At 63.5% G+C, this 24,478-nt stretch carries 21 protein-coding genes; 12 read left to right on the top strand and 9 right to left on the bottom strand.

The genetic code is table 11. The features are described 5' to 3' along the window. Positions 1–26: 26 nt before the first annotated feature. Positions 27–278 carry an outer membrane lipoprotei OprI gene (gene oprI / locus FW760_RS21015; RefSeq protein WP_037058464.1) on the bottom strand — a complete coding sequence of 84 codons (252 nt, stop codon included), beginning with the start codon at positions 276–278 and terminating at the stop codon, positions 27–29. Positions 279–787: 509 nt separating this feature from the next. On the opposite strand from oprI, the gene FW760_RS21010 reads away from it, so the two are divergent. Then, a complete protein-coding gene (locus tag FW760_RS21010; protein ID WP_043863087.1) occupies positions 788–1,069 on the top strand; it encodes a GNAT family N-acetyltransferase in 282 nt (93 codons plus the stop codon). Between the two features lie 64 nt (positions 1,070–1,133). Here the strand turns inward: FW760_RS21010 and FW760_RS21005 are convergent, their stop codons facing one another. Continuing rightward, positions 1,134–2,210 carry a 3-deoxy-7-phosphoheptulonate synthase gene (locus FW760_RS21005; protein ID WP_043863086.1) on the bottom strand — a complete coding sequence of 359 codons (1,077 nt, stop codon included), beginning with the start codon at positions 2,208–2,210 and terminating at the stop codon, positions 1,134–1,136. A gap of 283 nt (positions 2,211–2,493) precedes the next feature. Between FW760_RS21005 and FW760_RS21000 the strand changes: the two genes are divergently transcribed. The 3 genes from FW760_RS21000 to cysB all read left to right on the top strand — a co-directional run bounded on the left by FW760_RS21000 (position 2,494) and on the right by cysB (position 5,090). Then, positions 2,494–3,402, top strand: a complete 909-nt coding sequence (locus tag FW760_RS21000) for a 5'-nucleotidase (RefSeq protein WP_043863085.1) — start codon at positions 2,494–2,496, stop codon at positions 3,400–3,402. A gap of 91 nt (positions 3,403–3,493) precedes the next feature. Beyond that, a complete protein-coding gene (locus FW760_RS20995) occupies positions 3,494–3,991 on the top strand; it encodes a universal stress protein (RefSeq protein ID WP_043863084.1) in 498 nt (165 codons plus the stop codon). A gap of 124 nt (positions 3,992–4,115) precedes the next feature. Further along, positions 4,116–5,090 (top strand): HTH-type transcriptional regulator CysB, encoded by a 975-nt coding sequence (cysB, locus tag FW760_RS20990; protein ID WP_043863083.1) that lies wholly within the window; start codon positions 4,116–4,118, stop codon positions 5,088–5,090. A gap of 156 nt (positions 5,091–5,246) precedes the next feature. Here the strand turns inward: cysB and FW760_RS20985 are convergent, their stop codons facing one another. After that, positions 5,247–5,981 (bottom strand): phosphoadenylyl-sulfate reductase, encoded by a 735-nt coding sequence (locus tag FW760_RS20985; RefSeq protein WP_116053384.1) that lies wholly within the window; start codon positions 5,979–5,981, stop codon positions 5,247–5,249. A gap of 128 nt (positions 5,982–6,109) precedes the next feature. Here FW760_RS20985 and thrH point away from each other — a divergent pair, with 128 nt between their 5' ends. Further along, positions 6,110–6,727, top strand: a complete 618-nt coding sequence (thrH, locus tag FW760_RS20980; protein WP_043863081.1) for a bifunctional phosphoserine phosphatase/homoserine phosphotransferase ThrH — start codon at positions 6,110–6,112, stop codon at positions 6,725–6,727. Positions 6,728–6,792: 65 nt separating this feature from the next. On the opposite strand, the gene pabB is transcribed toward thrH, so the two are convergent. The 4 genes from pabB to rloA form a co-directional block, all read right to left on the bottom strand. Beyond that, positions 6,793–8,136 carry an aminodeoxychorismate synthase component I gene (gene pabB, locus FW760_RS20975; protein WP_116053386.1) on the bottom strand — a complete coding sequence of 448 codons (1,344 nt, stop codon included), beginning with the start codon at positions 8,134–8,136 and terminating at the stop codon, positions 6,793–6,795. Positions 8,137–8,244: 108 nt separating this feature from the next. Continuing rightward, positions 8,245–9,225: an alpha-L-glutamate ligase-like protein gene (locus FW760_RS20970; RefSeq protein WP_043863079.1), complete on the bottom strand. Its 981-nt coding sequence runs from the start codon at positions 9,223–9,225 to the stop codon at positions 8,245–8,247. Continuing rightward, complete coding sequence (gene rloB / locus FW760_RS20965; RefSeq protein ID WP_043863078.1) at positions 9,225–10,757, bottom strand: osmotic stress tolerance membrane protein RloB; 1,533 nt, start codon at positions 10,755–10,757, stop codon at positions 9,225–9,227. The genes FW760_RS20970 and rloB overlap by 1 nt, the downstream gene beginning before the upstream one ends. Before the next feature lie 5 nt (positions 10,758–10,762). Then, positions 10,763–11,299: a retropepsin-like aspartic peptidase RloA gene (gene rloA / locus FW760_RS20960; RefSeq protein WP_043863077.1), complete on the bottom strand. Its 537-nt coding sequence runs from the start codon at positions 11,297–11,299 to the stop codon at positions 10,763–10,765. A gap of 210 nt (positions 11,300–11,509) precedes the next feature. On the opposite strand from rloA, the gene FW760_RS20955 reads away from it, so the two are divergent. The 6 genes from FW760_RS20955 to prpD all read left to right on the top strand — a co-directional run bounded on the left by FW760_RS20955 (position 11,510) and on the right by prpD (position 19,954). Continuing rightward, positions 11,510–12,226 (top strand): GntR family transcriptional regulator, encoded by a 717-nt coding sequence (locus FW760_RS20955; protein ID WP_043863076.1) that lies wholly within the window; start codon positions 11,510–11,512, stop codon positions 12,224–12,226. After that, the gene (gene prpB / locus FW760_RS20950) at positions 12,223–13,113 is read left to right on the top strand and encodes a methylisocitrate lyase (RefSeq protein WP_043863075.1); all 891 of its coding nucleotides are present in this window, start codon (positions 12,223–12,225) and stop codon (positions 13,111–13,113) included. The genes FW760_RS20955 and prpB overlap by 4 nt, the downstream gene beginning before the upstream one ends. A gap of 56 nt (positions 13,114–13,169) precedes the next feature. Continuing rightward, entirely contained in the window at positions 13,170–14,297 is a 1,128-nt protein-coding gene (gene prpC / locus FW760_RS20945; protein ID WP_043863074.1) for a bifunctional 2-methylcitrate synthase/citrate synthase, read from the top strand. A 193-nt stretch (positions 14,298–14,490) separates the two neighbouring features. Next, a complete protein-coding gene (acnD, locus tag FW760_RS20940) occupies positions 14,491–17,079 on the top strand; it encodes a Fe/S-dependent 2-methylisocitrate dehydratase AcnD (protein WP_116053389.1) in 2,589 nt (862 codons plus the stop codon). A gap of 148 nt (positions 17,080–17,227) precedes the next feature. After that, entirely contained in the window at positions 17,228–18,418 is a 1,191-nt protein-coding gene (gene prpF, locus FW760_RS20935) for a 2-methylaconitate cis-trans isomerase PrpF (protein ID WP_104572282.1), read from the top strand. A gap of 51 nt (positions 18,419–18,469) precedes the next feature. Then, positions 18,470–19,954, top strand: coding sequence for a 2-methylcitrate dehydratase (prpD, locus tag FW760_RS20930; protein WP_116053392.1), 1,485 nt, complete (start codon positions 18,470–18,472; stop codon positions 19,952–19,954). A gap of 71 nt (positions 19,955–20,025) precedes the next feature. Here the strand turns inward: prpD and acnB are convergent, their stop codons facing one another. Beyond that, positions 20,026–22,635 carry a bifunctional aconitate hydratase 2/2-methylisocitrate dehydratase gene (gene acnB / locus FW760_RS20925; RefSeq protein ID WP_054915695.1) on the bottom strand — a complete coding sequence of 870 codons (2,610 nt, stop codon included), beginning with the start codon at positions 22,633–22,635 and terminating at the stop codon, positions 20,026–20,028. Positions 22,636–23,041: 406 nt separating this feature from the next. Here acnB and FW760_RS20920 point away from each other — a divergent pair, with 406 nt between their 5' ends. Continuing rightward, the gene (locus tag FW760_RS20920) at positions 23,042–23,509 is read left to right on the top strand and encodes a DUF1289 domain-containing protein (RefSeq protein WP_043863069.1); all 468 of its coding nucleotides are present in this window, start codon (positions 23,042–23,044) and stop codon (positions 23,507–23,509) included. 84 nt (positions 23,510–23,593) lie between these two features. Here FW760_RS20920 and FW760_RS20915 read toward each other — a convergent pair whose 3' ends face one another. Next, on the bottom strand, positions 23,594–24,460 hold the full coding sequence (locus FW760_RS20915) for a universal stress protein (RefSeq protein ID WP_043863068.1): 867 nt from the start codon (positions 24,458–24,460) through the stop codon (positions 23,594–23,596). Between the last annotated feature and the right edge of the window lie 18 nt (positions 24,461–24,478).

Here is a 24,478-nt window from a genome sequence, read left to right as displayed (position 1 = left end):
GGCTTTTTAACAATCCCGAAGGATTATTACTTGCGGCTGGCTTTTTCCAGCATACGCAGAGCGCGCTCGTTAGCTTCGTCAGCAGTTTGCTGAGCTTTCTGAGCGGCGGCCAGAGCGTCATCAGCCTTGCGGTAGGCTTCATCGGCACGAGCTTGTGCACGGGCTGCTGCGTCTTCGGTTGCAGTCAGACGGGCTTCGGTTTCTTTGGAGACGCTGCTGCAACCGGTGGCCAGTACTGCGGCCAGAGCCAGAGCAGAGAATTTCAGAACGTTGTTCATCGTGTTCCCCTTCAAGGACTTTCTATTAAAGAGCCATCTCTCAACAAAGAGAAACTGGCCGGCGTACATAGTACCCATTACTTGTAGTAAGTAAACTGACCGAGCGCAAGAACCGGAAAAAAATTGCGCGGTTGCGCAGGCCGCCCCGGCGGGGGTGTGAAAAGAATGCAGGTGCTTTTGTAGCGGCGCTGAAACACCGCTGTAAATGCGTCTTTGTAGTGAACTAAAAGTGACTCCAAGTGTCATTGTTCGTCTTACCACTACATCATCCGGCTACTGTTGGCAGTGTGGCTCGCTGCCGTGTTCGCATGCTGCAAGTGCAGGTTTTTTACGATCAAGTACCTTGAGCATCTGTGCACTGGGCGCCTACTATTTGTAGGTGCTCAGTTGCCAGAGAACAACCAGGCTGTTCTCGCTGTCCAAACGGGCACGGGGTGGCGTAGAGGTTCCTTCGCCGGACAAACATCGGTAAGGTAAGGGTCTGACGAGAAGACCCGCGAGGAGTAGTGATGAGCGAGGCGTTGTCCATCCACCATGACCAGGCTGGTCATCAGTTCGAGACCAATGTGGACGGTCATCGTGCCTACCTGACCTACATGGACCTGGGTAAGCAGACATTGGATATCTACCGCACGTTCGTGCCCAATGCGCTGCGTGGGCGAGGCATCGCTGCGGCGCTGACCGAAAAGGCCCTCGCCTATGCCGAGGACATGGGCTACACCGTGATCCCCTCGTGCTCCTATGTCGAGCGCTACATGGAACGTCATCAAAAGCATTCCAACAAGGCCTGAGCCTGCTGACACCCTGTTGAAAACGAAAACGCCGGGCATTGCCCGGCGTTTTCGTTGATGGCTTTCAGCCGCGGTTGCGCTTGGGCAACACGTCCTTGAGCTTGGCGCGCATGCTGCGCACGGACTTCTCGGTGGCTTCCCAGTCGATGCAGGCATCGGTGATCGACACGCCGTACTGCAGTTCGGCAAGGTCCTTGGGGATGGCCTGGCAGCCCCAGTTGAGGTGGCTTTCGACCATCAGGCCGATGATCGACTCGTTGCCTTCGAGGATCTGGTTGGCCACGTTGTCCATCACCAGCGGTTGCAGGGCCGGGTCCTTGTTGGAATTGGCGTGGCTGCAGTCGACCATGATGTTCGGCTTGATCCTGGCCTTGGCCAGGGCCTGCTCGCACAGGGCGACGCTGACCGAATCATAGTTGGGCTTGCCGTTGCCGCCGCGCAGCACCACGTGACCGTAGGCGTTGCCCTTGGTGGTGACGATGGATACGCCACCTTCCTGGTTGATGCCCAGGAAACGGTGCGGGCTGGAAACCGATTGCAGTGCGTTGATCGCCACGGTCAGGCCGCCGTCCGTACCGTTCTTGAAGCCGACGGCCGAAGACAGGCCCGAGGCCATCTCGCGGTGGGTCTGGGATTCGGTGGTGCGCGCGCCGATCGCCGACCAGCTGATCAGGTCCTGCAGGTACTGCGGGGAGATCGGGTCGAGGGCTTCGGTGGCGGTGGGCAGGCCCATTTCCGCCAGATCCAGCAGCAGTTGGCGACCGATGTGCAGGCCGTCCTGGATCTTGAACGAGTCATCCAGGTACGGGTCGTTGATCAGGCCCTTCCAGCCCACCGTGGTGCGCGGCTTCTCGAAATACACGCGCATCACCAGGTACAGGGTGTCGGCGACTTCGGCCGCCAGCACCTTCAGGCGCTCGGCGTATTCGTGTGCGGCCTTGAGGTCATGGATCGAGCAGGGGCCGATCACCACGAACAGGCGGTGGTCCTTGCCGTCGAGGATATTGCGTACCACTTCGCGGCCCGCGGTCACGGTCTGCAGGGCGGTGGCGCTGAGTGGAATGTCCTTCTTGAGCTGATCGGGGGTGATCAAGGTCTCGTTGGAGGCAACGTTAAGGTCGTCGATCGGTAAATCAGCCATCGTGTTACTCGTCAGGTCACGGGTGCCGGCCGCCAGCTACCCGCGCGGCGGAGCAGCATGATTGAACGCGGCGGGGTGCCGAACCTTAGCGCGTTACACCGTGATTCGACAATGGGCAGGGCCCGCTTTCCTGCCGCTTTGGCCCATTGGTATGGGGTTTTCTGATCAAAAGTGCCGTCACCCGACACGCTCGCAGGTTGCGGGCGGCAGCGCCCGGCCTGATAGTGTGTCGATTGTTTGACCTTATGGCGCCCGATGCAGGGCAGTGCGGAGCAGAGCGGCGATGAGCAAAGGCCTTGGCGACAAACTGGTGGTAGCCATTTCATCACGGGCACTGTTCGACCTCAGCGAGAGCCATCGGCTGTTCCTGGCCGAGGGTGTCGAAGCCTACCGCCAGTACCAGATCGAGCACGAAGACGAATACCTGCAACCGGGTGATGCGTTCCCGTTGGTGGAAAAGCTGCTGGGCCTCAACGCCAGCCTCGGCCAGGCCCGGGTCGAGGTGGTGCTGGTGTCACGCAACAGCGCCGACACCGGGCTGCGGGTGTTCAATTCCATCGAGCATTATGGTCTGGGTATCTCGCGGGCAGCCTTCGTTGGCGGGCGCAGTCCGTATCCGTACCTGGCCGCCTTTGGTTGCCACCTGTTTCTGTCCACCGATGCAGAAGATGTGCGCCGCGCACTGGACGCCGGCTTTGCCGCTGCCACCATCCTTTCCGGCGGGGCACGGCGTGCGGCCAGCGCGGAGCTGCGTATCGCCTTCGATGGCGATGCAGTGGTGTTTTCCGACGAGTCCGAGCGCGTCTATCAGCTCGGCGGCCTGGAGGCGTTCCAGGCCAGCGAGCGCGAGTCGGCCCGCGAGCCGCTGCGCGGCGGGCCGTTCAAGGCCTTCCTGGCGGCGCTCAACGTGCTGCAGAAAGAGTTCCCCAGTGGCGCCTGTCCGATTCGCACCGCACTGGTGACGGCGCGCTCGGCGCCGGCCCACGAGCGGGTCATCCGCACCTTGCGCGAATGGGACATTCGCCTGGACGAGTCGCTGTTTCTCGGCGGCCTGGACAAGTCGGCGTTTCTCGAGGCGTTCGCGGCCGATGTGTTCTTCGACGACCAGGCAGGGCACTGCGAACGCGCCAGTGCAGTGGTCGCCACCGGCCATGTGCCCCACGGCATCAGCAACGAACGTACCCCCGGCTAGGCCGCCTGGCAGGGCGCCGGACGGCTCTGCGCGTCGTTTTGGCGCTGCTAAGCTGAACCTTGCCCTGCCGTATCGGCAGCTAGGAGGTCAAATGATCCGTTCGATGCTGTGTGCCACCGACCTCGGTTGTTACTCCCCTTATGTCATGCAACACGCGCTGGCGCTGGCACGCAGCTTCAGCGCCGAACTGTACGTGGTCCATGCCGTGGAACCGATGGGCCAGTTCGCCGAATCGCTGCTGGAAAGCTACCTTGATGAACATACCCTGTCCCATATGCGCGGTCGGGCGCTCAATACCGTGATGGCGAACATCGAACAGCGGGTGCTGGAGAACTTTCAGGATGAACTGGGCGAGAAGGAAGACCTGGCGCTGATCCGCGCGGTGCGGGTACGCCAGGGCGACCCGGCCGACGTGATCCTGGAGCAGGCCCAGCGCCTGAGCGTCGACCTGCTGATCGTCGGCAGCCACAGCCAGGGCGCCGGTAGCGAGATCCCCTTGGGGCGCACGGCGGTACGCGTCCTTCAGCTGTCGCCGGTGCCTGTGTACATGGTGCCCCTGGCGCAGTACCTGGGGCGGCGCAAGTCATAGGGGAGGCGGTGTAGGACGTTGTAAGAAAGCTGAAGAAATAGTTCTAGATTTATTCTTCAAACCACTAATATAGTTATAACTCGTCGCTGCTGCCGGTGACGCCCAGTTGATTTGAGGGATACCTATGAAGCTTCAACAATTGCGCTACATCTGGGAAGTGGCGCACCACGACCTCAACGTCTCCGCGACAGCGCAGAGCCTGTATACCTCCCAGCCGGGGATCAGCAAGCAGATTCGCCTGTTGGAAGACGAGCTGGGTGTGGAAGTGTTCGCCCGCAGCGGCAAGCACCTGACCCGCGTGACCCCGGCAGGTGAGCGCATCATCACCACCGCCGGCGAGATTCTGCGCAAGGTCGAGAGCATCAAGCAGATCGCCCAGGAATTCTCCAACGAGAAAAAGGGCACCCTGTCGATCGCCACCACCCACACCCAGGCACGCTACGCCCTGCCGCCGGTGATCAGTTCGTTCATCAAGCAATACCCTGAAGTGGCGCTGCACATGCACCAGGGCTCGCCGATGCAGATCGCCGAGATGGCGGCTGACGGTACCGTCGACTTCGCCATCGCCACCGAGGCCCTGGAGCTGTTCGGTGATCTGGTGATGATGCCGTGCTACCGCTGGAATCGTTGCGTGGTGGTGCCGCAGGGTCACCCCCTGACCAAGCTGCCCAAGCTCACCCTGGAGGCGTTGGCCGAATACCCGATCGTGACCTATGTGTTCGGCTTCACTGGCCGCTCCAAGCTCGACGAAGCCTTCAGCCATCGCGGCCTGACCCCCAAGGTGGTGTTCACCGCGGCCGATGCCGACGTGATCAAGACTTACGTGCGCCTGGGCCTGGGCGTGGGCATCGTGGCCAAGATGGCGGTGGACACCAAGCTCGACAACGACCTGGTGGTGCTCGATGCCAGTGAGCTGTTCGAGTCCAGCATCACCAAGATCGGTTTCCGTCGTGGCACCTTCCTGCGTGGTTTCATGTGCGACTTCATCGAGAAGTTCGCGCCCCACCTGACCCGCGAAGTCATGGCCAAGGCCATCCAGTGCCACAACAAGCAGGAACTCGAAGAGCTGTTCGCTGGCGTCGAACTGCCAGTGCACTAAGCCCTTGCAGTGCCTTCAGGCCGCCAGCACGGTGGCCTGAAGGCGCTCCTGCAGATAGCCCCGCGAGCAGGTAGCCCAGCCACTGGCCGCGATGCCCTTACTGCTGACGCAATGTCTGGCAGGTGGGGCCAGGTGCTGCGCTCAGGGTGTGCATGTTCAGCCCTTGGTAATCAGGTTGCCGGCGTGCAGCCCGCATTCCTTCTGAGTCGACTCCTCCCACCACCAGCGGCCTTCGCGCTCGTGCTGGTTGGGCAGTACCGGGCGCGTGCAGGGTTCGCAGCCGATGCTGATGAAGCCGCGTTCATGCAGGCTGTTGTAGGGCAGTTCGAGCATGCGGATATAGCCCCACACCTCTTCGCTGCTCATCTGCGCCAACGGGTTGAACTTGTACAGGGTGCGCTCGGGGGTGGAGAAGGCGCTGTCGATTTCCAGCGCGGCCACCTGGCTGCGGGTGCCCGGGCTCTGGTCGCGGCGCTGGCCGGTGGCCCAGGCGCTGACGGTGCTCAGCTTGCGGCGCAGCGGCTCGATCTTGCGGATGCCGCAGCATTCGCCGTGGCCGTCCTTGTAGAAGCTGAACAGGCCCTTTTCCTTCACGAAGGGGTCGAGTGCACTGCGATCGGGGGAAAGGATCTCGATCGGCAGCTTGTACTGCTCGCGCACCTGATCGATGAACCGGTAGGTTTCCGGATGCAGGCGGCCGGTGTCGAGGCTGAACACCTTGAGGTTCTTGTTCAGCTTCCAGGCCATGTCCACCAGCACCACGTCTTCGGCGCCACTGAAGGAGATCCACAGGTCGTCGCCGAAGTGTTCGAAGGCGAGCTTGAGGATGTCCTGCGGGGACTTGTTGGCATAGGTCGCGGCGAGGGCGGCGACGTCGAAGGGTTGGCTCATCAGGCGGCTTCCGGTCATTGAATGGCGCTTGGCGCTCGTAATGGGCGAATGTTAACAAAAATTGCCGGGTTAGACGGCGCGCCTGTAGAGTGCGCCTTCCATTTTTAGCGTTGTTCGAGGAGTGAGCTGTGGAAATTGCCTGTCTCGACCTGGAAGGTGTACTGGTCCCGGAGATCTGGATCGCCTTTGCGGAAAAAACCGGAATCGAATCGTTGCGGGCCACCACCCGCGACATTCCCGATTACGACGTGCTGATGAAGCAGCGCCTGCGCATCCTGGATGAGCATGGCCTCAAGCTCTCCGACATCCAGGCAGTGATTGCCACGCTCAAGCCGCTGGACGGCGCCATCGAGTTCGTGGACTGGTTGCGCGAGCGTTTCCAGGTGGTGATCCTGTCCGACACCTTCTACGAATTCTCGCAGCCGCTGATGCGCCAGTTGGGTTTCCCGACCTTGCTGTGCCACCGCCTGATCACCGACCAGAGCGATCGTGTGACCGGCTACCAACTGCGCCAGAAAGACCCCAAGCGCCAGTCGGTGCTGGCATTCAAGAGCCTGTACTACCGGGTGATCGCGGCGGGTGACTCGTACAACGACACCACCATGCTGGGCGAGGCGGATGCAGGCATCCTGTTCCATGCGCCGGAAAACGTGATTCGCGAGTTCCCGCAGTTCCCGGCGGTGCATGATTTCGAGGCGCTGAAGAAAGAGTTCATCAAGGCCTCGAACAGGTCGTTGAGCCTGTAATACCGCCTTCGCCGGCAAGGCCGGCTCCTGCACGCTGTAGGAGCCGGCCTTGCCGGCGAAGCGTTCTAGAGGCCCTGCAGGGTCTGGAGCAACACCCTGACCTTGGTGATCGACTCCTCGTACTCCGCCTCCCACTGCGAGTCCGCCACCACCGCACCGCCTCCCCAGCAGCACACCTGGCCGTCCTTCACCAGCAGGCTGCGGATGGTGATCGAGCTGTCCATCTCCCCGCGCACGTCCACATACAGCAGCGAGCCGCAATACAGTGCACGTCGGCTCGGCTCCAGTTCGTCGATGATCTGCATCGCCCGAATCTTCGGCGCCCCGGTGATCGAGCCGCCGGGGAAGCTGCCGGCTATCAGGTCCAGCGCATCCTTGCCCGGTGCCAGGCGTCCGGTCACGCTGCTGACCATGTGGTGCACGTTGGGGTAGCTCTCCAGGCTGAACAGCTCCGGCACCTGCACCGAGCCGGTAGCGCAGCTGCGCCCCAGGTCGTTGCGCAGCAGGTCCACGATCATCAGGTTCTCGGCGCGGTCCTTGGTGCTGGCCAGCAGCTCGGCAGCATTGGCGGCATCCTGCACGGGGTCGCTGCTGCGCGCACGGGTGCCCTTGATCGGGCGGGTTTCGACCTCGCCCTGGCTGACCCTGATGAAGCGCTCGGGCGAGAAGCTCAGCAGCGCGCTGCCATCGGCCAGTACCTGATAGCCGGAGAAGGGCGTAGGGCAGGCAGCCCGCAGCGCCTGGTAGGCCGCCCACGGGTCGCCCTGGCAGGGTGCGCGAAAGCGTTGGGTAAGGTTGATCTGGTAGCAGTCGCCGGCATGGATGTACTGCTGCACCCGCTCGAACGCCTGACGGTAATCCTCGGCTGCGAGGTCGCCGCGCATTGGCGCAGCAAGCCTGAATGCGCCGGCTGCCGTCGGGGCGTCGTGCTCGAACAGTGCCACCAGGCGCTCGCGTTCGGTGGCGGGCAGCGCCGGATGAAACACCAGCTGGCTGCGCTGCAGCTGATGGTCGCTGATCAGTGCCCAGGCATACAGCCCCAGGCTTGCGTCACCCAGACCCAGGTCGTCGCAGGCAATGGCGGGCAGGCGCTCCAGGCGCCGGCCGAAGTCGTAGCTCAGGTAGCCGATCAGGCCGCCGGCGAACGGCAGCTCGACACCTGCCGGCAAGTGCGCGCGCCCAAGCCCGGCCAGTTGCTCGCGCAGGCGCTGCAGGTAGTGCTGGCCGTCTTCCTCGGCGTCCGGGGTCAGCGTGCACAGTGGCCAGGCGCTGAGCAGGTCGAAGCGCCCACGCACGGCGCCAGGCCGCGCGCTGTCGAGCAGCACGGCGCCAGGTGCCTGGCGGATACGGGCAAAGTAGGCGGCCGGGTCGGCCTGGTAGGGCAGGGGGTGAAGTGTGCAGGTCGGCATTCGGGTGAACAGCTGTCGAGGCGGGGCGAGCATTGTAGTCCTGTGCAGGCGATGCTCCTAGCGGATCGGCGACCGCCCTGTGCGCTGCTGCGCCAGGGCGGTGGCAGATTACTGCGCCGGGATGTGGCCGAACAGTTCCTGGGCGAAGCGCACGCGCTCTTCGACGCTTTCCTTGATGCCATTGCTGGCCAGTTCCTCAAGGTGCGCCTCGACGGCGTGGGTGCGCAGGGTCAGGCCGCAATCGTTGGCGATCTGGATGTTCAGGCCGGGGCGGGCGTTGAGTTCCAGGATCAGCGGGCCCTTGTCCTGGTCCAGCACCATGTCCACGCCGATGTAGCCCAGGCCGCACAGTTCATAGCAGCCGGCGGCCAGCTTCATGAAGCCGTCCCAGTTGGGCAGTTGCACGCCGTCCACCGCATTGGTGGTGTCGGGGTGCTTGCTGATGATGTTGTTCAGCCAGGTACCGCGCAGGGTCAGGCCGGTCGCCAGGTCCACACCCACGCCGATGGCGCCCTGGTGCAGGTTGGCCTTGCCGCCTGACTGGCGCGTGGGCAGGCGCAGCATGGCCATGACCGGGTAGCCCATGAGCACGATGATGCGGATGTCCGGTACGCCTTCGTAGCTGATGCTCTTGAAGATCTGGTCCGGGGTTACCCGGTACTCGATCAGCGCGCGGTCGCGATGGCCACCCAGTGAGTACAGCCCGGTGAGGATGCTCGACACCTGGTGCTCGATTTCCTCGTGGGTGATGATCTTGCCGGACACCGTGCGGTAGCGGTTCTCGAAGCGGTCGGCGATCACCAGGATGCCGTCACCACCGGCGCCCTGCGCCGGCTTGATGACGAAATCGCTGCGCCCGCCGATGATCTCGTCGAGCTTGTCGATGTCCTTTTCGGTGGAGATCACCCCGTACATTTCCGGCACGTGGATGCCGGCCTTGATCGCCCGCTCCTTGGTGATGATCTTGTCGTCGACGATCGGGTACAGGTTGCGCTTGTTGTACTTGAGCACGTAGTCCGCGTTGCGCCGGTTGATACCCATGATGCCCCGGGCTTCCAAGGCCTTCCAGGTTTTCCATAGGCCGAACATCAGGCGTCAGCCTTCACGAAGGCCTTGAAGCGCACCAGCTCCGTCAGGCGGTAGCCGCGGTAGCGACCCATCGCCAGCATGAAGCCCACCAGAATCAGCAGCACCGCCGGGAAGGTGAACACGAAGTACACCAGTTCGGGCACGCTCATCAGCAGGTGCGCGACCGAGGCGGCGAACAGGGTGCCGATGGCGACTTTCATGGCATGGCCGCCGCCGCGTTCCTCCCAGGTGATCGACAGGCGCTCGATGGTCATGGTCAGAATCACCATCGGGAACAGTGCCACCGACAGCCCGCGCTCCAGGCCCAGCTTGTGGCTGAACAGGCTGATGGCCGCGATCAGCACCACCACGAAGGTCAGTACCACCGACAGGCGCGGCAGCATCTGCAGCTTCAGGTGTTCGAGGTAGGAGCGCAGGGTCAGGCCCAGCGCGGTGATCACCGTGAACAGGGCGATACCGAAGCCCAGCTGGGTCTCACGGAAGGCCAGGGCGATCAGCACCGGGGTGAAGGTACCCAGGGTCTGCAGGCCGATCAGGTTGCGCAGCACCAGGATCACCAGCACGCCGATCGGGATCATCACCATGATCATGAAGGTCTGCTGGGTCTGCAGCGGCAGGCCGTACAGCGAGTATTCGAGGAAGTCGGCGTCGGTGTTCTCGTCGGTCAGCTTGGCCAGGCGGATGGCGTTCATCTCGCTGTTGTTCAGGCTGAAGCTGACGTTGACCTTCTTGCCGCCATCGACGGTGATCAGCGGATCATCGCCGGTCCACCACAGCAGGCGGTCGGCCGGCAGGCCCTGCTCGCCGGTGTCCGGGTTGAAGTACAGCCAGTCGTTGCCGTTGAAGCTGCGCAGCCACAGTTCCGGGCTCTGCGGCTGGTCGGCCAGCAGGCGGATGGTGTGCACCTTCTCCACCGGTACGTGGGCGATCGACAGCAGCAGGTCGATGACCTTGGCCTTGTTCAGCGAAGAAGCATCGCCGGCCAGCAGCAGCTTGACGTTGTCGTCGTTGGGGTTGTTGACCCGCTTGATGGTCTCGCTGACGAAGGTCTCGACGTCGGCCGAGTGCTGGCGGATAGGTGCCATCAACGCTTCGGCGGCGATCTTCTCCGGCCCTTCGACCGGCTGGCTGTCACGGAAGGTCGGGCCCTTGATCTTGACCTTTTCGCTGCTGTAGCGCTTGGTCAGTACCAGGCGGTAGTAGAGGGTCTGGTTGCCCTTGGCGCGCCGCGCCGACCAGGTCACCTTGCGGTTGCCATCGACACGGTTGACGCTCACGCCGTAGTTGTTGGAGATGAAGCTCTCATTGAGGCTGACGTAGTCGTTGCTCAATGGCGGCACGAACATCTGGATCTTGATCGGGTCCTTGGGGCTGGCGACGAACTCGACCTTGGCATCGATGTTCCACAGGTCGTCGGTTTCGTCTTCGGTCACCGGGATGCCGAGCATGAAGATCTGGTACGCCGTGATCGACACACCCAGCAACACCAGGAGGGTGATCAGGACTTTCAGATGAAGGGTAAGAGAGCGCATCGAAATTACTCTGCGGTATGAGCGTCAGTGGCGCAGGCAGGTTTGCCGGCAGCGTATTTAAGGCTTGGGTCGACCAGCGCGTCGAAGTGCTTGAGCGCCTCGGAGCCGATCAGTAGCGGGTACTGGAAGGCACTGCGGTCGGTCAGGTTCACTTCGATGCTGCGCAGGGCCGTACCCATGCAGATATTCAGCGCGATCACCGGGCGGGAGGTATAGGCCTTGCCTTCGTCCGGGTTGTAGTCACCGGCGCGTCGCTTGATCTTGCTGACACGAGCCAGTGGTCGTTCTATCGGATGCGAATGGGCTGCGTCAATTGCCAGATAGAAGCGCACCCACGATTCGCCGTTGCGCTTGAAGCGCTTGATATCGCGCGCGCTCAGCGAGGCGGTCTTGGCCCCGGTGTCGAGCTTGGCCGCAACCTCGAGGTCGATATCGACAAGGCGGGCATATTCATTGAGGCCATAGACAGTCTTGTCTGCCGCCTGGCTCAGGGCAGGCAGCCCACAGAGGCTGAGTAACAGTAGAAAGGGTGTGAGTCTCATAAATCCTGACGCGATGCTGTGGGGGTTTGCCCCCTCAGAGGCGGCGGCATTCTACCACGCTGGTGTGTCGATGCCAGCGGCTGGAGTCAGACAACACCGACAGACACGAAGTTCGTTCTTAGACGATTGTCGACAATATTGAATTTGTCTTTGACTGGGGTGGCTTAATTAGCTAGTTTTGGCCCTACAGATTTTCAAGGTGTCGACAATATGCTGGATGCAGCCCAAGCCTCCGCCCCCCTTCAGGAAGATTCGGAGACGCTTTCCGAAAACGTCTTCCGGCGCATCCAGGCCGCGATCGTCAAGGGCGAGATCGCCCCCGGCAGCAAGATCTCCGAGCCGGAGCTGGCGCGTACCTACGGCATCAGCCGCGGCCCGCTGCGCGAGGCCATCCACCGCCTGGAAGGCCAGCGCCTGCTGGTACGGGTGCCGCACGTAGGGGCGCGGGTGGTGTCGCTGAGCCATGCCGAGCTGATCGAGCTGTACGAGATTCGCGAGTCCCTCGAGGGCATGGCCTGCCGCCTGGCTGCCCAACGCATGAGCGTAGCCGAGATCGACGAGTTGCGCCGGGTGCTCGACACCCATGAGCGTGATGCCGCGTTCCAGGCCGGGGTGGGCTACTACCAGCAGGAGGGCGACTTCGACTTCCACTACCGCATCATCCAGGGCAGCGGCAACCGCACTCTGGTGCAGATGCTGTGCGGCGAGCTGTACCAGCTGGTGCGCATGTACCGCATCCAGTTCTCCGCCACGCCCAACCGCCCGCACCAGGCGTTCGCCGAACACCACCGGATTCTCGATGCCATCGCCGACCGTGACGGCGAGCTGGCCGAATTACTGATGCGCCGCCACATCGGCGCATCCAAGCGCAATATCGAGCGTCATTACAAAGACGCCACCGCCCCTAGCCCACGAGGTGAGTCATGAGTCAGAAAAGCAGTCCCGGCCAGCGTTTTCGCGATGCAGTCGCCGCCGAGCACCCGCTGCAGGTCGTCGGCGCCATCAATGCCAACCATGCGCTGCTGGCCAAGCGCGCCGGGTTCAAGGCCATCTACCTCTCCGGTGGCGGTGTGGCGGCAGGCTCGCTGGGCCTGCCCGACCTGGGCATCACCGGCCTGGATGACGTGCTGACCGACGTGCGCCGCATCACCGACGTGTGCGACCTGCCGCTGCTGGTGGACGTGGACACCGGGTTCGGTTCGTCGGCGTTCAACGTGGCGCGCACGGTCCGCTCGATGATCAAGTTCGGTGCCGCCGCCATTCATATCGAGGACCAGGTGGGCGCCAAGCGCTGCGGCCATCGTCCGAACAAGGAAATCGTCTCGCAACAGGAGATGGTCGACCGCATCAAGGCGGCCGTGGACGCGCGTACCGACGACAGCTTCGTGATCATGGCGCGTACCGACGCCCTGGCGGTAGAAGGCCTGGAGGCCGCGCTGGATCGCGCTGCGGCGTGCATCGAGGCCGGTGCCGACATGATCTTCCCCGAGGCCATCACCGAGCTGTCGATGTACAAGACCTTCGCCAATCGCGTGAAGGCGCCGATCCTGGCCAACATCACCGAATTCGGCGCCACGCCGCTGTACACCACCGAAGAGCTGGCCTCGGCCGACGTGTCGCTGGCGCTGTATCCGCTGTCGGCGTTCCGCGCCATGAACAAGGCGGCCGAGAACGTCTACACCGCGCTGCGCCGCGACGGCACGCAGAAAAACGTCATCGACACCATGCAGACTCGCATGGAGCTTTACGATGCCATCGACTACCACGTGTTCGAGCAGAAGCTCGACGCACTGTTCGCTCAGAAGAAGAGCTGAACCAGCACACCGCAATTAGCCGATTCCCATAACAAATTCAAAAGTGGAGAAAACCAATGGCCGAAGCAAAAGTACTCAGTGGTGCCGGCCTGCGTGGTCAGGTGGCCGGGCAAACCGCACTGTCGACCGTGGGCCAGGCCGGCGCCGGCCTGACCTACCGTGGCTATGACGTTCGCGACCTGGCCGAGCACGCGCTGTTCGAAGAGGTCGCCTACCTGCTGCTGTACGGCGAGCTGCCGACCCAGGCCGAGCTGAGCGAGTACCAGCACCAGCTCAAGGCGCTGCGCGACCTGCCCCAGGCGCTCAAGGAAGTGCTCGAGCGCATTCCGGTCACCGCCCACCCGATGGATGTGATGCGTACCGCCTCCTCGGTGCTCGGCACCCTGGAGCCGGAGCTCAACTTCGGCCTGCAGCACGAGAAGACCGACCGCCTGCTGGCGCTGTTCCCGGCGGCCATGTGCTACTGGTACCGCTTCAGCCACCATGGCGTGCGCATCGACTGCACCAGCGACGAAGACACCCTGGGCGGGCACTTCCTGCACCTGCTGCACGGCAAGAAGCCGAGCGAGCTGCACGTCAAGGTGATGAACGTTTCGCTGATCCTGTACGCCGAGCACGAATTCAACGCCTCGACCTTCACTGCCCGGGTGTGTGCCTCGACCCTGTCGGACCTGTACTCGTGCGTGACGGCGGCCATCGGCTCGCTGCGCGGGCCGCTGCACGGTGGTGCCAACGAGGCCGCGATGGAAATGATCGAGCGCTTCAAGACCCCGCAGGAAGCCGTTGCCGGCACCCTCGGCATGCTCGAGCGCAAGGACAAGATCATGGGCTTCGGGCATGCCATCTACAAGGAGTCCGACCCGCGCAACGAAGTGATCAAGGGCTGGGCGAAGAAGCTCGCCGACGAGGTGGGCGACACCGTGCTGTACCCGGTGTCCGAAGCCATCGACAAGACCATGTGGGAGCAGAAGAAACTGTTCCCCAATGCCGACTTCTACCATGCCTCGGCCTACCACTTCATGGGTATCCCGACCAAGCTGTTCACCCCGATCTTCGTCTGCTCGCGCCTGACCGGCTGGGCGGCGCATGTGTTCGAGCAGCGTGCCAACAACCGCATCATCCGCCCGAGCGCCGAATACACCGGCGTCGAACAGCGCAAGTTCGTGCCAATCGAACAACGCTGAGACTGGCGTGCAGTACCTTTGATATGGCCCTGCCGAACCTGGTGGGAGCGGGCTTGCCCCGCGATAGCCGCTGCGCGCAGTAGCTGATACCGCGCCGATGCCATCGCGGGTCGAGCCCGCTCCCACAGGGGGCGGGGTATGCCATCAGGGGGACTGCGCACCGCCGACTTATCCGTGATTGAGTCCCGCGTCCATGAATACTGAATTTCGCAAGCACCTGCCGGGCACCACGCTCGACTACTTCGACGCCCGCGCCGCCATCGACGCCATCAGCCCCGGCGCCTACGACAAGCTGCCCTATACCTCCCGCGTACTGGCCGAAAACCTGGTGCGCCGCTGCGACCCGGCAACCCTCGATGCCTCGCTCAGCCAACTGATCGAGCGCAAGCGCGACCTCGACTTCCCCTGGTACCCGGCCCGCGTGGTGTGCCATGACATCCTTGGCCAGACCGCACTGGTTGACCTTGCCGGCCTGCGTGACGCCATCGCCGACAAGGGCGGCGACCCGGCCCAGGTCAACCCGGTGGTGCCGGTGCAACTGATCGTCGACCACTCGCTGGCCGTGGAGTGCGGTGGCTTCGACCCGCAGGCGTTCGAGAAGAACCGCGCCATCGAAGACCGTCGCAACGAAGACCGCTTCCACTTCATCAACTGGACCAAGAAGGCGTTCAAGAACGTCGATGTGATCCAGCCCGGCAACGGCATCATGCACCAGATCAACCTGGAGAAGATGTCGCCGGTGATCCACGCCGAGCAGGGCGTGGCCTATCCCGATACCTGCGTCGGTACCGACAGCCACACCCCCCACGTGGATGCCCTGGGCGTGATCGCCATCGGCGTCGGCGGCCTGGAGGCCGAGAACGTGATGCTGGGTCGTGCGTCCTGGATGCGCCTGCCGGAAATCGTCGGCGTGCAGCTCACCGGCAAGCCGCAGCCAGGCATCACCGCCACCGACGTGGTGCTGGCGCTCACCGAGTTCCTGCGCAAGGCCAAGGTGGTAGGCGCCTACCTCGAGTTCTACGGCGAGGGCGCCCGTGCGCTGACCCTGGGCGATCGCGCGACCATCTCCAACATGGCCCCCGAATACGGCGCGACGGCGGCGATGTTCTCCATCGACCAGCAGACCATCGATTACCTCAAGCTCACCGGTCGTGAAGACGCCCAGGTCAAGCTGGTGGAAACCTACGCCAAGGTCGCCGGCCTGTGGTCCGACAGCCTGGTCAATGCCGAATACGAGCGTGGCCTGCAGTTCGACCTGTCGAGCGTGGTACGCAACATGGCCGGCCCGTCCAACCCGCATGCGCGGGTGGCCACCAGCGAGCTGGCTGCCAGGGGCATTGCCGGGCAATGGGAAGAGGTGCCGGGGCAGATGCCTGACGGCGCGGTGATCATCGCTGCCATCACCAGCTGCACCAACACCAGCAACCCGCGCAACGTGATCGCTGCCGGGCTGCTGGCGCGCAATGCCAACAGGCTGGGGCTGACGCGCAAGCCGTGGGTCAAGTCGTCGCTGGCGCCAGGCTCCAAGACCGTGGCCCTGTACCTCAAAGAGGCGGGCCTGGAGGATGAACTGGAGCAGCTGGGCTTCGGCATCGTGGCGTTTGCCTGCACCACCTGCAACGGCATGTCCGGCGCTCTGGACCCGGTGATCCAGCAGGAAATCATCGACCGCGACCTGTACGCCACCGCCGTGCTGTCGGGCAACCGCAACTTCGACGGGCGTATCCATCCGTATGCCAAGCAGGCCTTCCTGGCCTCGCCGCCGCTGGTGGTGGCCTACGCCATTGCCGGCACCATCCGTTTCGATATCGAGAAGGACGTGCTGGCCGTGGTGGACGGCAAGGAAATCCGCCTCAAGGACATCTGGCCCAGCGACGAAGAGATCGATGCAGTGGTCAAGGCTGCGGTCAAGCCGGAGCAGTTCCGCCAGGTGTACATCCCGATGTTCGCCGTGCACGAAGACACCGGACCCAAGGTCGACCCGCTGTACGACTGGCGCGCCACGAGCACCTACATCCGTCGCCCGCCGTACTGGGAAGGCGCGCTGGCAGGCGAGCGCTCGCTCAAGGGCATGCGCCCGCTGGCGGTGCTGCCGGACAACATCACCACCGACCACCTGTCGCCGTCCAACGCGATCATGCTCGACAGCGCCGCAGGCGAGTACCTGGCGAAGATGGGCCTGCCCGAAGAGGACTTCAACTCCTACGCCACCCACCGTGGCGACCACCTGACCGCGCAGCGCGCGACCTTCGCCAACCCCAAGCTGTTCAACGAGATGGTGCAGGAGAACGGCAAGGTCAAGCAGGGTTCGCTGGCGCGTATCGAGCCGGAGGGCAAGGTGACGCGCATGTGGGAGGCCATCGAGACCTACATGCAGCGCAAGCAGCCGCTGATCATCGTGGCCGGTGCCGACTATGGCCAGGGCTCGTCACGCGACTGGGCGGCCAAGGGCGTGCGCCTGGCCGGTGTCGAGGCCATCGTGGCCGAGGGCTTCGAGCGTATCCACCGTACCAACCTGGTGGGCATGGGCGTGTTGCCTCTGGAGTTCAAGCCGGGCACCGACCGCAAGACCCTGGGTATCGATGGCAGCGAGACCTATGACGTGGTGGGGCAGCGGACACCGCGGGCCACCTTGACCCTGGTGATCACGCGGCGTGACGGCGAGCGCCTGGAGGTGCCGGTGACCTGCCGTCTGGACACGGCGGAAGAGGTGTCGATCTACGAGGCGGGCGGTGTACTGCAGCGCTTTGCCCAGGACTTCCTCGAGTCGTCGGTGGCATAAAAGACTCAGCTTGCCTCGCCCTAGTGGGAGCGGGCTTGACCCGCGATGCAGGCGACGCGGTACTGGCTGTAACCGCATCGCTTGCATCGCGGGTCGAGCCCGCTCCCACAGAGCAGGTGGCTCGATCACATTACAGGACAAGATTTCCATGCCACACGTACCCCAGATCAGAATCCCCGCCACCTACATCCGTGGCGGCACCAGCAAAGGCGTGTTCTTCAACCTCGAAGACCTGCCCGAAGCCGCCCAGCTCCCCGGCGCCGCGCGCGATGCGCTGCTGCTGCGGGTTATCGGCAGCCCCGACCCCTACGGCAAGCAGATCGACGGCATGGGCGGGGCCACCTCCAGCACCAGCAAGACGGTCATCCTGTCGCGCAGCATCAAGCCCGGGCACGACGTCGACTACCTGTTCGGCCAGGTCGCCATCGACAAGGCCTTCGTCGACTGGAGCGGCAACTGCGGCAACCTCTCGGCGGCAGTCGGCTCGTTCGCCATCAGCGCCGGCCTGGTCGACGCCAGTCGCATCCCGCGCAATGGTGTGGCTGTGGTGCGCATCTGGCAGGCCAACATCGGCAAGACCATCATCGCCCACGTACCGATCACCGAAGGCGAAGTGCAGGAAACCGGCGACTTCGAACTCGACGGCGTGACCTTTCCCGCCGCCGAGGTGCAGCTCGAATTCCTCGACCCGGCCGCCGACGAAGACGGCGCGGGCGGCTCGATGTTCCCCACCGGCAACCTGGTCGACGACCTGGTGGTGCCCGGTGTCGGCACCTTCAAGGCAACCCTGATCAACGCCGGCATCCCGACCATCTTCATCGACGCCCAGGCCCTGGGCTACACCGGCACCGAGCTGCAGGACGCAATCAACGGCGACCCCGAGGCCCTGGCGCGTTTCGAAACCATCCGTGCCCACGGCGCCGTGCATATGGGCCTGATCGAGCACGTCGAGCAGGCCGCGCAGCGCCAGCACACGCCCAAGGTGGCGTTCGTGGCACCGCCGGCCGACTACCAGTCCTCCAGCGGCAAGACCGTGGCAGCGAGCGATATCGACCTGCTGGTGCGTGCGTTGTCGATGGGCAAGCTGCACCACGCCATGATGGGTACGGCAGCGGTGGCCATCGGCACCGCTGCGGCCATCCCCGGCACCCTGGTCAACCTTGCTGCCGGTGGCGGCGAGCGCAGCGCCGTGCGTTTCGGTCACCCCTCGGGCACCTTGCGCGTGGGCGCCGAGGCGCGCCAGGTGAATGGCGACTGGACCGTTACCAAAGCAATCATGAGCCGCAGCGCTCGCGTGCTGATGGAGGGTTGGGTACGCGTACCTGGCGATACCTTCTAGAGGCAGCGGTGCTCGGCTCTCCTTTCACCCCATGTGAACAGAGAGACGACAATGAGTGCCAATGTTGACCTGAACGACCGTCCCGACTACGACCGGGTCCTGCAGGACATTGCCGACTATGTCCTGCACTTCAGGGCCGAGCCGGGGGAGGCGCTGGACACGGCGCGCAACTGCCTGATGGACACCCTGGGTTGCGGCCTGCTGGCGCTGCGCTTTCCCGAGTGCACCAAGCACCTGGGGCCGCTGGTGGAGGGTACCGTGGTGCCCCATGGCGCGCGGGTGCCCGGCACCGCGTACCGCCTCGACCCGGTCAAGGCGGCCTGGGACATCGGCTGCATCGTGCGCTGGCTGGACTACAACGATACCTGGCTGGCCGCAGAATGGGGTCACCCCTCCGACAACCTCGGCGGCATCCTCGCGGTGGCCGACCACCTCTCGCAAAAGCGCGTGGCCAACGGCGACCCGCCGCTGACCCTGCACACGGTGCTCGAGGCCATGATCATGGCCCACGAGATCCAGGGCGTGCTCGCGCTGGAAAACGCTTTCAACCGGGTGGGCCTGGACCACGTGCTGCTGGTCAAGGTCGCATCCACGGCGGTGTGCGCCCGGCTCATGGGCGCCAATCGCGAGCAGTTGCTGGCGGCCCTGTCCCAGGCCTTCGTCGATGGCCAGGCGCTGCGCACCTACCGCCATGCCCCCAATGCCGGCTCGCGCAAGTCGTGGGCGGCCGGTGATGCGTCGAGTCGCGGGGTGCGCCTGGCGGACATCGCCCTGCGCGGCGAGATGGGCATCCCCGGCGTGCTCACCGCGCCGCAGTGGGGCTTCTATGACGTGCTGTTCAGCCATACCAACAAGGACCTGGCGCTCAAGCCCGAGGGCAGGCGCGAGTTCAGCCTGTCGCAGCCGTTCGGCAGCTACGTGATGGAGAACATACTGTTCAAGATCAGCTTCCCGGCCGAGTTCCATGCGCAGACCGCCTGCGAGGCGGCGGTGACCCTGCATCCGCAGGTGCGCAATCGCCTGAATGAAATCGAGCGCATCGTGATCACCACCCATGAGTCGGCGATTCGCATCATTTCCAAGGTCGGCACGCTGGCCAACGCGGCGGACCGGGACCACTGCCTGCAGTACATGACGGCGGTGCCGCTGATCTTCGGCAACCTGGTGGCCGAGCATTACGAAGATGATTTCCATGCGGCGCACCCGACCATCGACCGCTTGCGCGAGAAGATGGTGATCGTCGAAGACCCGCGTTTCAGTCGCGAGTACCTGGAGGCCGACAAGCGCTCGATCGCCAACGCGGTGCAGGTGTTCTTCACCGACGGCTCGAGCACCGAACAGGTGGTGGTGGAGTACCCCATCGGGCACCGGCGCCGGCGCGCCCAGGGCATCCCGCTGCTGGAGGACAAGTTCAAGGCCAACCTGGCGACGCGGTTTACTGCGCAGCGTTCGGCCGAGATCCTTGCGCTGTGCAAGGATCAGGCGAGGCTTGAGGCGACGGCGGTGCATCGGTTCATGGATCTGTTCGTGATCTGAGGGGCGAAGCTTTTCAGAAGACAACAAAAAGCCCCGCCAATTGGCGGGGCTTCTTTTCACGCTAAGTCAGCTTACGCTTGAACGACAGGGATATTGGCGTTCGCAGCGGCTTCACGGAACTCGGCGATCTGGTCGAAGCTCAGGTAGCGGTAGATGTCGGCAGCCATGCTGTCGATATTCGCCGCGTACTCCATGTACTCCTCGACGGTTGGCAGCTTGCCCAGGATCGAGGCAACGGCAGCCAGCTCGGCGGAGGCCAGGAACACGTTGGCACCATCGCCCAGACGGTTCGGGAAGTTACGGGTCGACGTCGACACAACGGTCGAGTTCGGCTCTACGCGTGCCTGGTTACCCATGCACAGCGAGCAGCCCGGCATTTCCATGCGCGCGCCAGCCTTGCCGTAGATGCCGTAGTAGCCTTCCTCGGTCAGCTGGTGAGCGTCCATCTTGGTCGGCGGCGACAGCCACAGACGGGTTGGCAGCTGACCCTTGACCTTGTCCAGCAGCTTGCCGGCAGCGCGGAAGTGACCGATGTTGGTCATGCACGAACCGATGAACACTTCGTCGATCTTCTGGCCCTGGACGCTGGACAGCAGGCGAGCGTCGTCCGGGTCGTTAGGAGCGCAGAGAACCGGCTCCTTGATATCGGCCAGGTCGATCTCGATGACTTCGGCGTACTCGGCATCGGCGTCGGCCGACAGCAGCTCGGGCTTGGCCAGCCAGGCTTCCATCGCCTGTGCACGGCGCTCCATGGTGCGCGCATCGCCGTAGCCTTCGCTGATCATCCAGCGCAGCAGGGTGATGTTCGACTTCAGGTACTCGGCAATGGCTTTTTCAGGCAGCTTGATGGTGCAACCGGCAGCCGAACGTTCGGCCGAGGCGTCGGACAGTTCGAATGCCTGTTCCACGGTCAGGTCGTCCAGGCCTTCGATTTCCAGGATGCGGCCGGAGAAGGCGTTGATCTTGCCTTTCTTCTCGACGGTCAGCAGGCCTTTCTGGATGCCGTAGTAAGGGATGGCGTGAACCAGGTCACGCAGGGTGATGCCTGGGTTCAGCTTGCCCTTGAAGCGCACCAGTACCGACTCCGGCATGTCCAGTGGCATCACGCCAGTGGCAGCGGCGAAGGCGACCAGGCCGGAACCGGCCGGGAACGAGATGCCGATCGGGAAACGGGTGTGCGAGTCACCACCGGTACCGACGGTGTCCGGCAGCAGCATGCGGTTCAGCCAGCTGTGGATGATGCCGTCGCCTGGACGCAGGGACACGCCGCCACGGGTGCGGATGAAATCCGGCAGGGTGTGGTGGGTGGTCACGTCGATCGGCTTCGGATAGGCCGCGGTGTGGCAGAACGACTGCATGACCAGGTCGGCCGAGAAGCCCAGGCACGCCAGGTCTTTCAGTTCGTCACGGGTCATCGGACCGGTGGTGTCCTGGGAGCCGACGGTGGTCATCTTCGGTTCGCAGTAGGTGCCAGGACGAACGCCCTTGCCCACTGGCAGGCCGCAGGCCTTGCCGACCATCTTCTGGGCCAGGGTGTAGCCCTTGCCGGTGTCGACAGGTGCTTCAGGCAGCTTGAACAGGTCGGTCGGGCCCAGGCCCAGCTCGGCGCGCGCCTTCTCGGTCAGGCCACGGCCGACGATCAGCGGGATACGACCACCGGCGCGGACTTCGTCCAGCAGCACGGGGGTTTTCATCTCGAAGGTGGTGATGACTTCGTCGGTACCGTGCTTGCACACCTTGCCGGCGTGCGGGTACAGGTCGATCACGTCGCCCATGTGGATGTTCGACACGTCGAATTCGATCGGCAGGGCGCCGGCGTCTTCCATGGTGTTGTAGAAGATCGGGGCGATCTTGGAGCCGAAGCAGAAACCGCCAGCGCGCTTGTTCGGCACGTAAGGGATGTCGTCGCCGAAGAACCACAGCACCGAGTTGGTCGCCGATTTACGCGAGGAACCGGTACCGACCACGTCACCGACGTAGGCGATCGGGAAGCCTTCGTTGCGCATCTGCTCGATCTGCTTCATCGGGCCGATGGCGCCTTGCACGTCCGGCACGATGCCGTCGCGGGCCATTTTCAGCATGGCCAGGGCGTGCAGCGGGATGTCAGGGCGCGACCAGGCGTCCGGGGCAGGGGACAGGTCGTCGGTGTTGGTTTCGCCGGTGACCTTGAAGACGCGCAGGCTGATCTTGTCGGCCAGGGTCGGACGCTTCTTGAACCACTCGCCGTCAGCCCAGGACTGCAGTACCGCCTTGGCGTGAACGTTGCCGTTCTTGGCTTTTTCGGCCACGTCGTGAAAGGCGTCGAACATCAGCAGGGTGTGCTTGAGCTGTTCGGCGGCAACGGCGGCCAGTTCGGCGTCGTCCAGCAGCTCGACCAGGGTGGCGATGTTGTAGCCGCCCTGCATGGTGCCCAGCAGTTCAACGGCGCGCTGCTTGCTGATCAGCGGGGAGGTGGCTTCGCCCTTGGCGACCGCCGACAGGAAACCGGCCTTGACGTAGGCGGCTTCGTCCACTCCTGGTGGTACGCGGTTGGTGATCAGGTCGACGAGGACGGCTTCTTCGCCAGCGGGGGGATTCTTCAGCAGCTCGACCAGGCCTGCGGTTTGTTCGGCGTTAAGCGGCTGGGGCACGATACCCTGGGCGGCACGCTCTTCGATGTGTTTGCGGTAGGCTTCAAGCACAGTTATTACCCTCATCAGTGGTCCCAAATGGGTGTCCGGGACGCTCATCCAGAATGGCCGGCACCCATGCGCAATACGGCTTTTTGAGCCGCGTAGCCAGGGTTGCAGGACATCCTTACAGAAGCTGCTTTCAAAGTTTTACGCCTGTAGAACGGAGGCTGATGAGGGCTGGCGCGGTGCATTCGATGGTCGAATACCCCGAGCCAACGCCGTTCTACCGGATCAACTGTGCTCGTGACGCTTTGAAAACAGCTTCTAACGGACATTGCTGCCTTAAAAAGGCCGGGTGATTCTACGGTAAAAACGCGCCAAAGGTAAGGCGATTGCAACGACTTTACGGCGTGACCCCCGTTAGACAAAGGGCTAACATGGCCGTCTGTTCCATCGCCATGCCGTTGAATCTTTCATGTCCAATCAGTCAATAAAAACGCCTTGTGTCGGCCTGTGTTCCACGGTTTACGGGGACCTGGTGTGTCGCGGGTGCAAGCGTTTTCACCATGAGGTGATCCACTGGAACGGCTACAACGACGATGAAAAGCGTGCGGTGTGGCTGCGCCTGGAACACCTGCTGGTGCAGGTGATGGCGGCCAAGCTGGAGGTGTTCGACGCCGACAAGCTGCGCGGCCAGCTGGAGCTGCGCAAGATTCGATTCGTGCCGCATCAGTCCGAGTATTGCTGGGCTTATCAGCTGATTGCGCGGGGCGCGCGGGTGATTCGCGAGCTGGAAGCGTACGGGATGGTGCTGCTGCCGGAGTTTCGCGACTGGGAGCTGCCCGAGCTGCGCGATGCCATCGATCGGGAATTCTTTCTGTTGTCCGAGGCGCACTATCAGCGCTACATCGCGCCGGGCTTTCTCAAGGATGCGCTGGGTTAAGCGGTGTTCCCATCGCAGGTCACGCCCGCGCCCACTGGATCACCGCTTACCCTGTGGGCGCGGGCTTGACCCGCGATGGGGTCTTCAGCCTCTGGCCAGCTCGTCCAGGTGCTTCACCTGGTCCTCGGTCTTGAGCACCAGCACATCGCATTCCAGCGAATCGAGCACCACCTCGGCGGTGTTGCCGATCAGCGCACCGGTAATCCCGCTACGCCCCACCGTACCCATCACCGTCACCACGGCTTCGTACTTTTTAGCCGTGTGCGGAATCAGCACGTCCGCCGGGCCTTCGGCCACATGCAGGCGATCGTCGGCGATATCGAATTCGGCCTGGAACGCAGCGCATTCGTCGCGGTACTTCTTCTCGATGGTGTCCTTGAGCTGGTACACCGGGTCCGCCGCCGAGAGCATGGGCGAGGGGTGGGCGCTGATCACGTGCAGGTTGCCCTTGGCAACGCTGGCAATGGCATAGCCGTGGTCGATGATGCTGGCGTGCAGCTTGCGATGCTCCTGATCGTCGTTGCCCACGTCCACCGCCGCCAGAATCACGCCACCGGTCCAGGGGCGCTCGGTCTTGACCATCAGCACCGCGCACGGGCACTGGCGCAGCAGTTTCCAGTCCGAAGGCGTCAGCAGGAACTTCTTCAGCGCGTTTTCCGGCCGGTGTTCCTTGATCACCAGCTCACAGCCTTCGGCTTTCTGCACGTCGATGATCGACTCGTGCAGGGTGTCGTGCCAGGCCTGCTCATAGGTGACATTGTCGTAGCCATCGTCGTGCAACTGGCTGGCGAGCAGGCTGAGCAGGGCACTGTGGTCCTGCTTCTTGTCGCACATCAGCAGGTGCAGGCGTGCCTTGGTGACGCCGGCGATCAGCTTGGCGCGGGTCAGGGCCTTGCTGTGGGCGTGGTCGGGGTCGAGCACCACCAGGATGCTGCGAACTTCTAAAAGCATGAGGGAGAACTCCTTCGA

Source organism: Pseudomonas sp. 1176_21, assembly GCF_052850635.1.
The sequence above is the reverse complement of the archived record's forward strand: the minus strand, read 5'-3'. Positions and strand labels throughout refer to the sequence as shown.

Excerpts from the sequence above, each read along its gene's own strand:
- oprI (WP_037058464.1), bottom strand. The coding sequence starts at position 278 with ATGAACAACGTTCTGAAATTCTCTGCTCTGGCTCTGGCCGCAGTACTG.
- FW760_RS21010 (WP_043863087.1), top strand. The coding sequence starts at position 788 with ATGAGCGAGGCGTTGTCCATCCACCATGACCAGGCTGGTCATCAGTTC.
- FW760_RS21005 (WP_043863086.1), bottom strand. The coding sequence starts at position 2,210 with ATGGCTGATTTACCGATCGACGACCTTAACGTTGCCTCCAACGAGACC.
- FW760_RS21000 (WP_043863085.1), top strand. The coding sequence starts at position 2,494 with ATGAGCAAAGGCCTTGGCGACAAACTGGTGGTAGCCATTTCATCACGG.
- FW760_RS20995 (WP_043863084.1), top strand. The coding sequence starts at position 3,494 with ATGATCCGTTCGATGCTGTGTGCCACCGACCTCGGTTGTTACTCCCCT.
- cysB (WP_043863083.1), top strand. The coding sequence starts at position 4,116 with ATGAAGCTTCAACAATTGCGCTACATCTGGGAAGTGGCGCACCACGAC.
- FW760_RS20985 (WP_116053384.1), bottom strand. The coding sequence starts at position 5,981 with ATGAGCCAACCCTTCGACGTCGCCGCCCTCGCCGCGACCTATGCCAAC.
- pabB (WP_116053386.1), bottom strand. The coding sequence starts at position 8,136 with ATGCCGACCTGCACACTTCACCCCCTGCCCTACCAGGCCGACCCGGCC.
- FW760_RS20970 (WP_043863079.1), bottom strand. The coding sequence starts at position 9,225 with ATGTTCGGCCTATGGAAAACCTGGAAGGCCTTGGAAGCCCGGGGCATC.
- rloB (WP_043863078.1), bottom strand. The coding sequence starts at position 10,757 with ATGCGCTCTCTTACCCTTCATCTGAAAGTCCTGATCACCCTCCTGGTG.
- rloA (WP_043863077.1), bottom strand. The coding sequence starts at position 11,299 with ATGAGACTCACACCCTTTCTACTGTTACTCAGCCTCTGTGGGCTGCCT.
- FW760_RS20955 (WP_043863076.1), top strand. The coding sequence starts at position 11,510 with ATGCTGGATGCAGCCCAAGCCTCCGCCCCCCTTCAGGAAGATTCGGAG.
- prpB (WP_043863075.1), top strand. The coding sequence starts at position 12,223 with ATGAGTCAGAAAAGCAGTCCCGGCCAGCGTTTTCGCGATGCAGTCGCC.
- prpC (WP_043863074.1), top strand. The coding sequence starts at position 13,170 with ATGGCCGAAGCAAAAGTACTCAGTGGTGCCGGCCTGCGTGGTCAGGTG.
- acnD (WP_116053389.1), top strand. The coding sequence starts at position 14,491 with ATGAATACTGAATTTCGCAAGCACCTGCCGGGCACCACGCTCGACTAC.
- prpF (WP_104572282.1), top strand. The coding sequence starts at position 17,228 with ATGCCACACGTACCCCAGATCAGAATCCCCGCCACCTACATCCGTGGC.
- prpD (WP_116053392.1), top strand. The coding sequence starts at position 18,470 with ATGAGTGCCAATGTTGACCTGAACGACCGTCCCGACTACGACCGGGTC.
- FW760_RS20920 (WP_043863069.1), top strand. The coding sequence starts at position 23,042 with ATGTCCAATCAGTCAATAAAAACGCCTTGTGTCGGCCTGTGTTCCACG.
- FW760_RS20915 (WP_043863068.1), bottom strand. The coding sequence starts at position 24,460 with ATGCTTTTAGAAGTTCGCAGCATCCTGGTGGTGCTCGACCCCGACCAC.